This window comes from Campylobacter devanensis (genome assembly GCF_002139915.1).
Taxonomy (GTDB): domain Bacteria; phylum Campylobacterota; class Campylobacteria; order Campylobacterales; family Campylobacteraceae; genus Campylobacter; species Campylobacter devanensis.
Genome location: NZ_CP018788.1, coordinates 50627 through 64291, shown reverse-complemented (window position 1 = coordinate 64291; position 13665 = coordinate 50627). Strand labels below are relative to the sequence as shown.

At 35.8% G+C, this 13665-nt stretch carries 16 protein-coding genes and 5 tRNA genes; 7 read left to right on the top strand and 14 right to left on the bottom strand.

The annotated features are described in order from the left end of the window. Nucleotides 1–45: 45 nt before the first annotated feature. From CIGN_RS00385 to tig, 13 genes are all read right to left on the bottom strand, one after another. A tRNA-Leu gene (locus CIGN_RS00385) sits at nucleotides 46–130 on the bottom strand. A 38-nt stretch (nucleotides 131–168) separates the two neighbouring features. Then, nucleotides 169–245 (bottom strand) — tRNA-Arg (locus tag CIGN_RS00380). 30 nt (nucleotides 246–275) lie between these two features. Beyond that, a tRNA-Arg gene (locus tag CIGN_RS00375) sits at nucleotides 276–352 on the bottom strand. Between the two features lie 16 nt (nucleotides 353–368). After that, nucleotides 369–445: transfer RNA gene (locus CIGN_RS00370), tRNA-His, on the bottom strand. 4 nt (nucleotides 446–449) lie between these two features. Beyond that, nucleotides 450–527, bottom strand: a tRNA-Pro gene (locus CIGN_RS00365). A gap of 113 nt (nucleotides 528–640) precedes the next feature. Then, entirely contained in the window at nucleotides 641–1360 is a 720-nt protein-coding gene (locus tag CIGN_RS00360; protein WP_086240680.1) for a TerC family protein, read from the bottom strand. Beyond that, entirely contained in the window at nucleotides 1353–1937 is a 585-nt protein-coding gene (purN, locus tag CIGN_RS00355) for a phosphoribosylglycinamide formyltransferase (protein WP_086240681.1), read from the bottom strand. The genes CIGN_RS00360 and purN overlap by 8 nt, the downstream gene beginning before the upstream one ends. Further along, nucleotides 1928–3340: an NAD(P)H-hydrate dehydratase gene (locus CIGN_RS00350; protein ID WP_086301918.1), complete on the bottom strand. Its 1413-nt coding sequence runs from the start codon at nucleotides 3338–3340 to the stop codon at nucleotides 1928–1930. The genes purN and CIGN_RS00350 overlap by 10 nt, the downstream gene beginning before the upstream one ends. Then, the gene (locus CIGN_RS00345) at nucleotides 3337–4851 is read right to left on the bottom strand and encodes a YifB family Mg chelatase-like AAA ATPase (RefSeq protein WP_086301917.1); all 1515 of its coding nucleotides are present in this window, start codon (nucleotides 4849–4851) and stop codon (nucleotides 3337–3339) included. The genes CIGN_RS00350 and CIGN_RS00345 overlap by 4 nt, the downstream gene beginning before the upstream one ends. Further along, nucleotides 4848–5366 carry a peptide deformylase gene (def, locus tag CIGN_RS00340; RefSeq protein WP_086225188.1) on the bottom strand — a complete coding sequence of 173 codons (519 nt, stop codon included), beginning with the start codon at nucleotides 5364–5366 and terminating at the stop codon, nucleotides 4848–4850. Before def ends, CIGN_RS00345 begins: the two co-directional genes overlap by 4 nt. Before the next feature lies 1 nt (nucleotide 5367). Next, on the bottom strand, nucleotides 5368–6414 hold the full coding sequence (locus CIGN_RS00335) for a GGDEF domain-containing protein (RefSeq protein ID WP_086225189.1): 1047 nt from the start codon (nucleotides 6412–6414) through the stop codon (nucleotides 5368–5370). A gap of 16 nt (nucleotides 6415–6430) precedes the next feature. After that, nucleotides 6431–7015, bottom strand: a complete 585-nt coding sequence (gene clpP / locus CIGN_RS00330; RefSeq protein WP_179186976.1) for an ATP-dependent Clp endopeptidase proteolytic subunit ClpP — start codon at nucleotides 7013–7015, stop codon at nucleotides 6431–6433. Further along, on the bottom strand, nucleotides 7012–8310 hold the full coding sequence (tig, locus tag CIGN_RS00325; RefSeq protein WP_086301916.1) for a trigger factor: 1299 nt from the start codon (nucleotides 8308–8310) through the stop codon (nucleotides 7012–7014). Before tig ends, clpP begins: the two co-directional genes overlap by 4 nt. 131 nt (nucleotides 8311–8441) lie before the next feature. Between tig and folE the strand changes: the two genes are divergently transcribed. From folE to CIGN_RS00290, 7 genes are read left to right on the top strand one after another with little or no spacing between them, the layout of a single operon-like run. Beyond that, a complete protein-coding gene (folE, locus tag CIGN_RS00320; RefSeq protein WP_086225192.1) occupies nucleotides 8442–9029 on the top strand; it encodes a GTP cyclohydrolase I FolE in 588 nt (195 codons plus the stop codon). Continuing rightward, entirely contained in the window at nucleotides 9026–10336 is a 1311-nt protein-coding gene (fliI, locus tag CIGN_RS00315; RefSeq protein ID WP_086301915.1) for a flagellar protein export ATPase FliI, read from the top strand. Before folE ends, fliI begins: the two co-directional genes overlap by 4 nt. 25 nt (nucleotides 10337–10361) lie before the next feature. Next, nucleotides 10362–11111 (top strand): DUF4198 domain-containing protein, encoded by a 750-nt coding sequence (locus tag CIGN_RS00310; RefSeq protein ID WP_086301914.1) that lies wholly within the window; start codon nucleotides 10362–10364, stop codon nucleotides 11109–11111. Further along, on the top strand, nucleotides 11111–11713 hold the full coding sequence (gene cbiM, locus CIGN_RS00305; protein WP_086301913.1) for a cobalt transporter CbiM: 603 nt from the start codon (nucleotides 11111–11113) through the stop codon (nucleotides 11711–11713). Before CIGN_RS00310 ends, cbiM begins: the two co-directional genes overlap by 1 nt. Continuing rightward, nucleotides 11710–12099 (top strand): hypothetical protein, encoded by a 390-nt coding sequence (locus CIGN_RS00300; protein ID WP_086282995.1) that lies wholly within the window; start codon nucleotides 11710–11712, stop codon nucleotides 12097–12099. The genes cbiM and CIGN_RS00300 overlap by 4 nt, the downstream gene beginning before the upstream one ends. Beyond that, a complete protein-coding gene (locus tag CIGN_RS00295; RefSeq protein WP_086301912.1) occupies nucleotides 12096–12749 on the top strand; it encodes a CbiQ family ECF transporter T component in 654 nt (217 codons plus the stop codon). The genes CIGN_RS00300 and CIGN_RS00295 overlap by 4 nt, the downstream gene beginning before the upstream one ends. Next, nucleotides 12746–13399 carry an energy-coupling factor ABC transporter ATP-binding protein gene (locus tag CIGN_RS00290; protein ID WP_086301911.1) on the top strand — a complete coding sequence of 218 codons (654 nt, stop codon included), beginning with the start codon at nucleotides 12746–12748 and terminating at the stop codon, nucleotides 13397–13399. The genes CIGN_RS00295 and CIGN_RS00290 overlap by 4 nt, the downstream gene beginning before the upstream one ends. An 11-nt stretch (nucleotides 13400–13410) precedes the next feature. Here CIGN_RS00290 and CIGN_RS00285 read toward each other — a convergent pair whose 3' ends face one another. Continuing rightward, nucleotides 13411–13593, bottom strand: coding sequence for a YgaP family membrane protein (locus CIGN_RS00285; protein ID WP_086301910.1), 183 nt, complete (start codon nucleotides 13591–13593; stop codon nucleotides 13411–13413). Nucleotides 13594–13665: the final 72 nt, after the last annotated feature.

Genomic DNA, 13665 nt, shown 5'->3' with positions numbered 1-13665 from the left:
TTTTCGTGATTTATGTAAATTTAAAAAAGTGATAAAAAGTAGTAATGGTGCGGACGAGAGGACTTGAACCTCCACACCGTAAGGCACCAGATCCTAAGTCTGGCGTGTCTGCCAATTTCACCACATCCGCAACAATAATAAGGTTTGTCAAGCAAAAACTTAACAAGGTGGTACGCCCAAGAGGATTCGAACCTCTGGCCTACGGCTTAGAAGGCCGTTGCTCTATCCAGCTGAGCTATGAGCGCATATGAAAACTCAGCTCTTATATTTGAAAGTGGTGCGCCAGGTAGGACTCGAACCCACAACCTACAGATCCGAAGTCTGTCGCTCTATCCAATTGAGCTACAAGCGCAGTCTCCTCATATAAATGGGGTGAGTGATGGGAATCGAACCCACGACCCTCAGGACCACAATCTGATGCTCTAACCGACTGAGCTACACTCACCACATGGTCGGGGTGAAAGGATTCGAACCTTCGGCCCCTTGGTCCCAAACCAAGTGCGCTAACCAGACTGCGCTACACCCCGAAGTATAGTCTCGCTATTTCAAATAAAGAGCTGAAATTATATACAAAAAAAAATCATTTGTCAATTAAATTTAGCTTAAATTTGAAAAATTATTCCAAATTTAAGCAGTATTATTAATTTACTCTCTTTTTTCTTGAATAAAGATTTATCATCTCTACTACCAAAGAGAATGCCATAGCAAAATATATATAACCTTTTGGTATATGAAACTCCAACCCTTCGCCCACTAGCGCCACGCCTATTAAAATCAAAAACGCAAGAGCTAAAACTTTAATAGTCGGATTGGACTCCACAAATCTACTAATAGCGCCACTAGCAAGCAACATCACACCAACTGCTAATATAACGGCTAATATCATAATCTCTATATGATCGGCCATACCTACGGCTGTAATCACGCTATCAAGCGAAAAGACAATATCAAGTACAGCAATCTGAATAATAATCATCATAAAGCCAGCTCCAGCCTTGCTAGCCATACTTTGTTCTTCATTTTCACCTACTGCGTGTGAATGTAATTCAAGAGTGGATTTAGCTATCAAAAACAACCCACCAGCAATCAATACGATATCACGCCCTGAAATTTCTTGCCCTATCACGCTAAATAGCGGCGTAGTAAGCTTCATAATCCAAAATAGGCTAAGTAATAATAATATTCTAGTTATCATTGCAAGCCCAAGACCAACTACCCTGGCACGATCTCTTTGTTCATTTGGCAATTTGCCACATAAAATTGCTATAAATATGATATTATCAATACCCAAAACTATCTCAAGTGCAGTTAGCGTCATTAAGCTAATCCACGCCTCGGGCATATAGATCCACTCAAGCATTTTTATCCTTTGTTAGAATTTTTATAATTGTTTTTGGTAGTAGTTTATGCTCAATTTTATGAATTTTTTTCTCCCACTCTTGCAGGGTTTTTGTTTTGCGAGCAAATGTCTTTTGTGCTATTATCTCTCCAGCATCTAGCTCAGAACTTACCCAATGTACACTTACTCCACCTATTTGCATATCGCTATGATAACTATCTGTTATAGCATGCGCTCCTTTAAATAGTGGCAATATGCTTGGATGTAAATTAATAGCTTTAATATTATCAGTAAATATAGGCGTAAGAATTCTCATAAATCCAGCTAAAATAGTCAAATCAATACTATATTTATTAATCTCATCAACTACTGCTTTATCAAACTCCTCTCTACTGGCATAATCTTTATGATTAATAACCACAGTATCAAGACCAAATTTCTTAGCACGCTCAATCCCTTTAGCATCAGGATTATTACAAATTAGTAAAGCAACATTAATCTTAATGCCTTTAAAAATCTTACCATGAACTTTTTCTAATATGGCTTGCAAATTCGAGCCACTTCCACTGAATAAAACCGCAATATTTTTTACAACCATTTTAATCCTTCTATAATATCATTTGGGGTAAAGCTATAGCTATTACCCTTATAAATTTGAGCTGATTTTTGATGAGCTAGGACGCCATTTATAGCCGAATTTAATGGGCTAAATCCACCTGCTAAATAGGCTAAAATTATTCCGGCCAATGCATCGCCACTACCGCCAACTGCTAACTTTGCATTGCCCTGTGGCGCTATATAGAGCACGCCATTTTGAGCAATTATTGGATTTGCCCCTTTTAGTATAAGTGTAGCAAGAAATTTAGAGCTAAATTTGCGAGCTAGCTCAAAACGGTTATTTTGGATCTGCTCTACATCAAATTCGCCTATTTCACAAATCTTAAGCAATGAGCTAAACTCCTTTGGGTGCGGAGTTAAAATAGCTTTATTACTTCTAGCAAATTCACAAATCCAAGGCTTATAAAATGCATCCGCATCCACTACACACGGCTTTTTGAGTAAATTCATAAAATCAAACTCAACTTCACCAAGCCCCATTCCAAAAGCCACAGCATCTGCACCATCAAAACTGCTTTTAAGCATAATCTGTGGATCTAAATTTAAACTACTAAGCCCTTGAACACTTTTAGTCAAATTTACTATACTTACTCTACCAGCCCCCATTCTAAGTGCCGAATTTGCCGCAATCTGCGCTGCTCCGCTCATCTGTCCACAAGCAATAAATGCATGACCAAAGTCGCCTTTATTTACATTTTCTATATCTCTACTAGGCAAAATTAAATCATCTAAAAGTACTAAAAAATCACTATCATCAAAACTAAATTTGCTCTCATTTAAACCTAAATTTGCCTGCACGATCTGCCCTACTAAATCTTTAGCAGCATCTGCATATAACCCAAGCTTTAACGCCCCCATACAAACGGTAAAATCTGCCCTAAACGCTCCATTTATTGCTACGGCTCCATTTTCACTTATTCCGCTTGGTATATCTACAGCAATTTTAAGAGCGCTACAGTCATTTGCTATTTTTATAATTTTAGCAATTTTTTCACCAATCTCTCCGCAAAACCCACTACCAAAAATCCCATCTATGATACAATCAAACTCACTAAAATTACTTAAACTATCTAAATCTAAAACATTTACACCGACATTTTTAGCGATATTTAGCTGAATTTGAGCATTGTGATTAAGTTCTTTTTGAAGTAAAATCAATTCGCATTCATATTCACCACTAAGCATTCTAAGTGCGGCAATTGCATCGCTTGCGTTATTTCCTTTACCACAAAGTGCTAAGATTTTAGTACCAATTTTCAACTCTTTACGAACCAAATCTGCTACCGCACGAGCAGCATTTTCTTGCAAAACTAACTCGCTAAATCCTAATGCATCAACAGCATTTTTATCAAATTTAGCCGTATTAGTATAAAGTCTTTTCATCTCTTCATCCTATAGCTTAAACTCTCGATTATATCTGCTTTTGAGATAGATTTAGCATCACGCAAATCAGCAATCGTACGAGCTACTTTTAGTATTTTATTTATTCCACGCTGACTTAGATGATAGTTTGTAATTGCTTTACTTAAAATCTCTGTTGCTGCATTCTCAAGAGTACAAAACTTAGCAATATCAAAGTCGCATAATTTGCCATTTAGCTCACTTTGACCACGCTCAATCTGATTTTTAAAAGCATTTAAAACCATTGCGCTCATCTGTTTTGAGCTATAACTTGGCACATCTCCATCATTAATCTCGCCCATAGCACAATATATATCAATACGGTCTAATATAGGGCCAGATATAACATTTTTATACTTTGCAATCTCTTTATCGCTACAAGTGCAGACATTATTTTTACTAAATGCATTTCCACACGGACAAGGATTCATCGCTGCAACAAATAGAAATTTCGTATCATAGCTAACCTTTGAATTTACTCTAGAAATGTTAATTTTATAATCTTCTAATGGCTCTCTAAGGCTTTCTAAAATCTGCTTACCAAAATAAGGAAATTCATCAAAAAAGAGTACGCCACCATTGGCTAATGCGACTTCGCCAATCTTTGCTGCACTGCTTCCGCCTCCAAAAATTGAGCTTCTTGTGCTTGTGTGATGTGGACTCCTAAAGGCTCTAATGGCGCTAAAATCACTACTATTTGAATTTAATGACTCATAAGCACTTGCTAGTAAAATCTCTTCTAGGCTTTGTGGCGGCATAATATATGGTAGTCGTTTTGCACTCATACTCTTTCCACATCCTGGACTTCCCTCAAATAAAATATTATGCATTCCAGCTGCTGCAATTATGCTAGCGCGCTTAGCACGCTCTTGCCCTTTGATATCGATAAAATCAAGCTTAAAATGTAAATTTGGAACAAATTTACGACCTGCAATTTCGATGACATTATCAAAAATTGGATGAGTTGCATCGACTTTGCAACTAATTTTAAATTCATCATTTAAGAAAAAATCCCTTGCTTGTGCCAAATTCTCCACAGCATAAACTTCAAAATTTGGTATCATTGAAGCTCTAAGCGCAATATCCTTTGGAAGTAATATTTTAGCACTTTTGACATGCGTACTAAGAAAAAGCAAAACTGAAAAAAGCTCAGCTGAGCTACGCAGTCTACCATCAAGACCTAACTCGCCAAATACGAAATAATCACTATCGAAACGCTCTTTTTGCAGCAATACCAAAAGCGCAATAGCCAAATCAAAATGCGAGCCGTCTTTTTTAACATCACTTGGACTAAGATTTATGATGATTTTCATCGCTGGAAGAGTAAAATCATGCAAAGCTGCAAGAGCTGATTTGACACGGGTTACTGACTCTTTGATAGTTACACTAGCAAGTCCAACGATCTCAAATCCAGGCAAAGCTCTAAGCAAAGTAGATTCTATATCAATTATATGTAGCTTTGAGTTCAAACAGGCGCATTTTAGGGCTTTCATAATGGTTTTTGTTTTGACTTTTTCTTATACTCTTTATCAAATTTTTTACGCTTATTAAAGCCAATTCGCTCTATAAATAGATGTCCATCTAAGTGATCATTTTCGTGCTGCAAGGCAACAGCTAGTAAACCATCTGCCTCAAGTGTGTGACTAGCTCCAAATCTATCTTGATACTCTAGTGTTACATTTGCAGCTCTTTTTACATCTTCGTAGTATCCAGGCACACTCAGACAGCCTTCTTGATAGAGTTGCTCCCCATCTTTTTTTATAAATTTAGGATTAATGATTTCGAGCAAATCACCTTTGTCTTGAATTTCATTCTCATTTACTAGATTGATAATTAAGGCACGAATTGGTCTACCTACTTGAATAGCAGCTAAACCAATTCCGCCTTTAAAAATCATCGTATCATACATATTATCTAAAAACTCGCCTAGTTCAGTGTCAAATTTATCCACCTCTACGCTACGCTCAAAAAGCCTCTTATCAGGATATTCTAAAATTTCTAAAACCATATTAGCTCTCTACAGTCTCAAATAGCTTTAACCCTTTGCCGCTACGAGGCAATGCATCTAAAAGTGCTGATAGAATCTCCTCTATACTACTCTCAGGATCAATCGAACCAACAGATAGCTCCATATCCATATCTAGTTCATCTTCGCCCATAAAAAATGTAGTTTGATAAAGCAGCTCTGCAATCCTTTGGGCTGCCTTTTTGGCACTTTCAAGATCTGTGTGCTTCATCACCATCGCAAAACAACCATCACCATAGTGAGCCACAATATCGCTTCGGCGTGATGTTTTAAGTAGAATTTTGGCAATATTTCGTAAAATTCCGTTTTTGTCTTTTAGGCTTGGGATTTTGTTTAAAACACTATCTTTAACATGAATTAGCATGATGCTTACATTGTATTTATAGCGTTTAACATCATTAAACTCATCGTATAAAACTTTTAGTAAATATTTTTTATTATAAACTTCAAATTTGGAGTCATAAATAGAGTTATCTTCAACATTTTTAAATATTTTATCAACCTCTTCATAGCTAGTTTTAATAGCTCCGATGTGGCGCTCCATTAAAATATTTAGCTTACTCAACTCCTCACCAAAAGCCTTGATATTGCCTTGAATTTCAAGCGGATTAGCACTAGCGCTCATCTCATTTAGGCGCTTTTTAGCTATGCCTTTCATAATGCCTAAATTCTTATAAATAAGCGATATAATCTGCATCATAGAACGAATCTGGGCAAAGCCAGTTTTAATATCTTTTTCTATTAAGGCTTGACGGTCAAGCTTGTCTTCTTTGCTAAAATCTAGTAGCTCTAAGACCTTTTTTTGAAAATTTGCAGGCTTACTTTCTAAAAGTTTTCTAAAATATATATCAAAATTTTCAGGTGTTGGCTGGATATTCTCAGCTAGCAACTGCTTTAAAACCGCAGAAGAGAATTTATTTAAATCAACATTCTCATCATCGCTACCCATAGCAGTTGGGCGAATTCCAGTTCTAACTACAGCCGGTCTAGGAGCTGGCCTTGCTTTTTTATCTTCATCTAATTTAACCATCTCAACACCTTAAAATTTATTTAAAACTCTTTGTTAAAATCGTATCAACAATACCATACTCCACAGCTTCTTGGGCACTCATAAAGTAATCCCTGTCTGTATCTTTTACAACTTTTGCTAGTTTTTGGCCTGTATTTTTAGCTAAAATACTATTTAAATTCTCTTTGATTCTTAGAATTTCTTTAGTTCTAATCTCTAAATCAGTAGCCTGACCTTGCGCTCCACCTAGAGGCTGATGAATCATAACCCTAGCATTTGGCAAAATATATCTCTTGCCTTTTGCTCCACTACTTAGCAAAAATGAGCCCATACTAGCAGCTTGACCTATACAGATGGTACAGACATCAGGCTTGATATAATTCATAGTATCATAGATGCTCATACCGCTAGTTACTACACCCCCTGGGCTATTTATGTATAGATAGATATCTTTATCTGGATCTTGTGCTTCTAAAAATAGTAGCTGAGCTACAATTGCACTAGCCATACGATCTTCTATCTCATCAGTGAGCATTACTATACGGTCTTTAAGCAAGCGAGAGTAGATATCATAGCTTCTCTCTCCCTTGCCATCATTTTCAATTACATAAGGTATCATTATTTGCTCTCATCTTTTTTGCCAAATAGATCTGTAAATAATTTTTCCTCTACCAATGCCATCTTAATTGCTGGAATCATACCTTGTTTTTTGTAGTTTTCTAGATGCTCTTTTGGATCTACTCCATATCTATAAGCCTCAAAATAGATTGTTTGTAAAATTTCATTATCGGCTACAGCAATATTGCGAACTTTAGCTAGCTCATCAATAATAAATGTAAGTTTAACACTTTTTAGCGCATCATCTTTATATTTTGCTCTTTGTTCTTCTAATGCTTTTGGGTCTTCTTGGAATTTTTTGCGTTCTTCATCGCTAAAACTCATCCAGTTATTTCTAAACTGCATATCAATCTCTTGTTCTACTATGTTATTTGGTAGATCAAAGCTAAATTTTTCTACAGCAGCTTGGGCGAATTTAGGTTTTAGCTCCTCAGCAACTAATTTAGCCATTTTTTCAGCTTTGATTTGACTGCTAATACGCTCTTCTAGTATCTCTTTAGTTGGATTTTCTTCATTTGGAAGGACTTTTTTTAGAGCCTCAGCATCTAATTGGCCAATTTTTTTACCTTGGATTTCATGTAGTTTTACCTTAAATACTGCGGCTTTGCCTGCTAAATGTGCTGCGCCATACTCAGCTGGGAATGTTACATTTATATCTTTTTCTTCACCAACTTTAAGACCTATCATACCATCTTCAAACCCTGGAATAAACTGACCGCTACCAATCTCAAGCACATATCCCTCAGCCTTGCCGCCATCAAATGCAACGCCATCTACAAAGCCTTCAAAATCAAATTTAGCAAAGTCGCCTTTTTCTAAACTATCTTTTTCTACTTTTTCAAGTGGAGCCATCATATTTAAAAATTCATTGATTTTAGCGTCTATCTCACTTTTTTCTGCTTTTGGCTCATCAAAGCTTGGGATAAGTGCTTCATATCCTGATACATCTACAGTTGGACGGAATGAAATTTCAACTTCAATATCTATATTACCATCTTTTTCATCAAATTTAAGAACTCTTGGTTCAGAAATTATATCTGAGTTTGATCTCTCTACTGATTTTACAGATTCGCTTATAAATTCTCTATAAAGTTCGCCACGAGCATCATTTTCTAAGTCTTTACCATATCTTTTGATAACTTCAGCTACTGGCACTTTACCAGGGCGAAATCCATCAATTTTTACATTTTTAGCTGCTTTTTGTGCTAATTTTTCTACTTTTTGTTTTATCTCATCTGCTGTTAGAGTTGTTGTCGCAGTAACATTTACTGAATTTGTAAGTTTAGCATTAACTTGCATTATTTTCCTTTTGACAAAAATTTGGCGCATAATATAGCAAAATTTTGCTTTATTTAAGTATAAATTGCTAAATTTATTTGCTCTCAAGTCAAATTATTGTAAAATTATGCAAAATTTTTTTAAGGTGAATTATGTTTGATAAAAACAGAATGACTGAATTTCAAGACTGCGTAAAAAAGATGCTTGAAATCATGGGTGAAGACCCAAATAGAGATGGATTACTAAACACTCCAAAAAGAGTCGCAAAAGCCTATGAATTCATCACTCAAGGCTATAGCCAAAGCCCTTTAGATATCCTAGGCGATGCGATGTTTGAAAGTAGCAATAATGAGATGGTTTTAATCAAAGATATTGAGTTTTATAGTATTTGTGAGCATCATCTTTTGCCTATAATCGGTAGAGCACATGTAGCCTACATTCCAGATGGAAAGGTCGTAGGGCTAAGCAAAATCCCAAGAATGGTAAATATATACGCTAGAAGATTACAAATTCAAGAACAGATGACTGAACAAATAGCACAAGCCTTGCAAGAAGCTATTAATCCAAAAGGTGTTGGAGTTGTACTAGAGGCTAGACATATGTGTATGGAGATGCGAGGCGTTGAAAAAATCAATTCAGTCACTACAACTTCGGCACTTCGTGGTTCATTTATAAAAAATCCAGAGACTCGCAAAGAGTTCTTTGATCTAATAAATTCACCAAAATCGGTTAAATTTTGAGCCTAAACAATATCAAAAATCGCCTCGCTAAAAAAGTAAATCTCTCTAGTGTATTTGGCATAATAACTCGCATTAATGCCAATAATATCGAGATATCTGGTCTGCGTCCAAGCATTGGCGATATAGTAAAAATAACTAGTATCGACAGCGATAAAACTGAACTAGGAATGGTAACAGAACTCCATCAAAATGGTGCTTGCGTTAGCCCATTTGGCTTTGTTGAAGGATTTAAGATTGGCGATAGAGTCTATGCAAGCGATCAAGGGATGAGCATTCCAGTAGGAGAGGCTTTACTAGGGCGTGTAGTTGATCCATTTATGAATCCAAAAGACGATAAAGGACCAATTAACTGTATGGAACTAATCTCTATAATGCGTCCGCCAATCCCAGCTATGAAACGTGGGTTAATCGATGAATGTTTTAGTGTTGGAGTTAAGAGCATTGATGGATTGCTAACTTGTGGAAAGGGTCAAAAACTTGGAATATTTGCTGGTTCAGGAGTTGGGAAATCCACTCTAATGGGAATGATAGTAAAAAATACTACAGCTCCAATCAAAGTCATTGCGCTCATTGGTGAGCGTGGGCGTGAGGTGCCTGAATTTATCCAAAAAAATCTAGGCGGAGACCTGACTAACACAGTAATAGTAGTAGCCACCAGCGATGATAGTTCACTAATGCGAAAATATGGCGCATTTTGCGCAATGAGTGTTGCAGAGTATTTTAAAGATAGAGGGCAAGATGTGCTATTTATGATGGATAGCGTAACACGCTTTGCTATGGCCCAGCGTGAAATCGGCCTAGCTTTAGGCGAGCCGCCAACATCTAAAGGATATCCACCAAGCGCTCTTACGCTCCTTCCGCAGCTAATGGAAAGAGCTGGTAAGGAGGATGGTAAAGGTTCAATTACAGCATTTTTTACAGTTTTAGTCGAGGGCGATGATATGAGCGATCCAATAGCTGATCAAAGCCGTTCTATACTAGATGGCCACATCGTACTAAGTAGAGAGCTAACAGACTTTGGGATATATCCTCCAATTAATATTTTAAACTCAGCTAGTCGTGTTATGAACGACGTAATTACTAAAGAGCATAGGCAAAATGCGAGTAAATTTAAACGACTCTTTTCGATGTTAAAAGAAAATGAGGTTTTAATCCGCATTGGGGCTTATCAAAAGGGCGTTGATAAAGAGCTTGACTATGCTATTAGCAAAAAGAGCGCTATGGAAGAATTTATAAAGCAAAATCCCGATGAGGGGGTGGAATTTAATCAAACAATAGATATGTTAGCTAAGATAGTTGGGGTTTAAAATATTTAAATTTAAAGGAGAAATAATGAAATTAAAATCACTATTAGCAGTAGCGTCGCTTGCGTGCGCTTCATGGGGGCATTTTGGCGTGGTAATTCCATCAAATTCTACTATAGATGAGCCATCTCAGGCCAAAGAGATAATTACATATAAATTCACTCACCCATTTGAGGGCATGATGATGAATTTAGATAAGCCTGTTGAAGCTGGAGTTTTTGTTGGTGGCAAAAAAGAACTAATCTCAAATTTAAGCGAAAAAAAAGATGGCAAAATGAGCTATTACGAAGCACAATACAATATCAAAGAGCCTGGAATGTATCAATTTTATATGGATCCAAAACCATATTTTGATCCTGCTGAAAATATCTTTATAAGGCACATTACCAAAACTATAGTAAATGCCTATGGATACGGCGAAGGATGGGATGAGCCAATAGGATTAAAAACTGAGATTATCCCACTTACTAGACCTTATGGACTTTATAAGGGAAATATCTTTTCAGGCAAGGTCTTATACAAAGGCAAACCGGCTAAAAATACAATTGTAGAAGTAGAATATTTAAATTCCAAATCCCTTAAAGCCCCAGGCGAGGACTATATAACTCAAGAGGTTAAAACTAATGAGCTTGGTGAGTTTAGCTTTGCTATGCCACTTGCTGGTTGGTGGGGATTTTCTGCTTTAAATGAAGATGATGAAACAATCAAAAAAGATGGCAAAGAGTATCCTGTAGAGATCGGCGCAGTTATCTGGGTAGAGACTAAGGATTATGAATAATGCATATTAGTGAAGGTGTTTTAAAGCCTGAAATTATCATCCCAGCGGCGGTTGTCGCTGGGATTTGGGTGGCCTATCTTGTCTATAAATTAAATTTCAAAGATATCCCTAAAATCGCTTGTATGAGTGCTATATTTTTTGTAGCTTCTTTTATACATATTCCCCTTGGGCCCACTTCGATACATTTGATATTAGGCGGCTTGGTGGGTGCGTTCTTGGGCGTAAATGCGATCTTAGCTATATGCGTGGGGCTTTTACTTCAAGCTCTATTTTTTGGCTATGGGGGGATTAGCGTTTTGGGGGTGAATTTGCTTATGATAGCGGCGCCTACGATATTTGCTAGGTATTTTGTCAAACTATCTTTTAAAGAGCGAAAATACCAAAAAATCTATCAATATATATGCTGGTTTTTAGTCGGTTTCATTCCGCTTTTATGCTCATCGCTTATTTTAAGCGGAGTTTTGGTCTTAAATGGCAAGGAATTTTTAGCTATATCTGGGCTTGCTTTGGCAGCAAATTTCCCATTAATGATAATTGAGGGGATAATAAGCCTATTTGCTATAAGTTTTATTTATAGAGTTAATAAGGAGCTTTTAAATTGATAAGGCTAATTTTGTTACTGCTTTGTGGTGTGAGTCTGCAAGCTCACTCTTTGAAGGTTTTTGCTAGTCAAGATGGCGATTTTGTGGTGATTAAGAGCTATTTTTATGGTAATTCGCCTTGTAGAAATTGTAATATAGATATCATCAAAGATGATAAAATCATACAAAATGCCAAAACTGATGAAAATGGCGTTGCTAGGCTTAAACTAATGGCAAATGAATTTGATATCTTAGTTGATGGCTCTTTGGCTCATGAGAAGAGAATTTCATTTTCTACTGATACTAAAATCACTATAGAAGATGATAATCAAATTTCTAAGATTATCTATAGTTTAATCGCTATTATTTTGATTTTTGGGATATTATATCTGATTAAAAGAAAATGATAAATCCATCTATCTCTATAGCGTGTTTTGCGGTTTTTAGCTTTTTTGTGGCTCTTAGTGGGAAGATATATTTGACTCACTTTTTGCCACTTATATTTTTGGGCTTAATCAAATTTAGATATATTTTTGAGATTTTAAAACGACTTGTTTTTTTGAATTGTTTCATTATTTTGGTAGTTATAAGTGTGCTTTTAGCAGATAATTTAAATTTAGCTTTGCTTATATTTGTAAGGTCAAATTTGATTATTTTATTTGGACTTTTGTCATTTCATAAGCTTAACTCATATAGCATAGCATTAGGCATTTCAGGGCTTGGAATGGGTAATAAAATTAGCTATTTATTCTATTTTTGTGTTAGATTTATAGAGATAGGCAAGATGGATTTTTACAAATTTAAACGCACTTTAAAAGCTAGAAATTTCAATCACAAAACTTCAATTTTTGTATATCAAACATACGCAAATTTAGTCGCAATGCTATTTTTAGGTGCGTTTAAAAAATCCCAAATGTTAGAAAAAACAATGCTAGCTAGGGGATTTGATGGAAAATTTTATAAATTTCAAAATAGCATTAAATTTGGATTTTGTGATATTTTGCTTATAATTTTGGTTTTAATCGCACTGATTTTAAGGCAAGGAGTATTGATTTGAGCTGTTCTGTAACACTAAAAAATATAAAAGCTAAAATAGCAAATAGAGTTTTGTTTGAAAATTTGAATTTAAATCTCTCACACAAAAAAAAGATCGCCATCATAGGTCAAAATGGCTCTGGTAAATCAACCCTACTTGAGATAATCGGTGGTCTTAATAAGCCTTGTGATGGTAGTGTGGAGATATTTCACGAGCCTATGAGAGAGCTAAGTGAGTTTGAAAAATATAGAAATTTAATAGGCTTTTTGTTCCAAAATAGCGATGATCAATTTATCGCTCCAAGTGTTATTGAGGATGTAGCTTTTAGCCTTTTGGCAAGGGGTGTAAGCAAGGATGAAGCAAGAAAAAGAGCTGAGTTTATGCTAGCAGAACTTGGGATTTCACACTTAAGAGATGAGATAGTATTTTATCTCTCTGGTGGTGAAAAAAAGCTTGTGGCATTAGCTGGGGTTTTGATAACCGAGCCTAAAATTTTATTACTTGATGAGCCCACAACTGCGCTTGATTATGATATGCAAATCAAAGTAGCAAATATCCTTGGTAGCTTAGATATCGCTCAAATCATCGTCTCACACGATAAGGAATTTATAAATAAGGTAGTAGATAAGGTATATTTTTTAAATCAAAATGGACTAAGCCTAGAAGCTTAGCCAAATTTATATCACTTTTTCTTAAATGGGCAGCTTTGTTTGCCTAATACTCTATATATTGGGCAAAAGCCTATTAATCCTGTTATCAAAGGCACCAAACCTATCAAAGCCCACCAACTAGCATAGAAATACCATACTCCAACTATCACCAAAACACCGATTACAACTCTTAAAACTCTTTCAAATTTAGACACAATTTCTCCTTAATATTTGTATAATTATAGCTGAATTTTTGAAATTTATCTGTGATTATCTTGGATTTTATG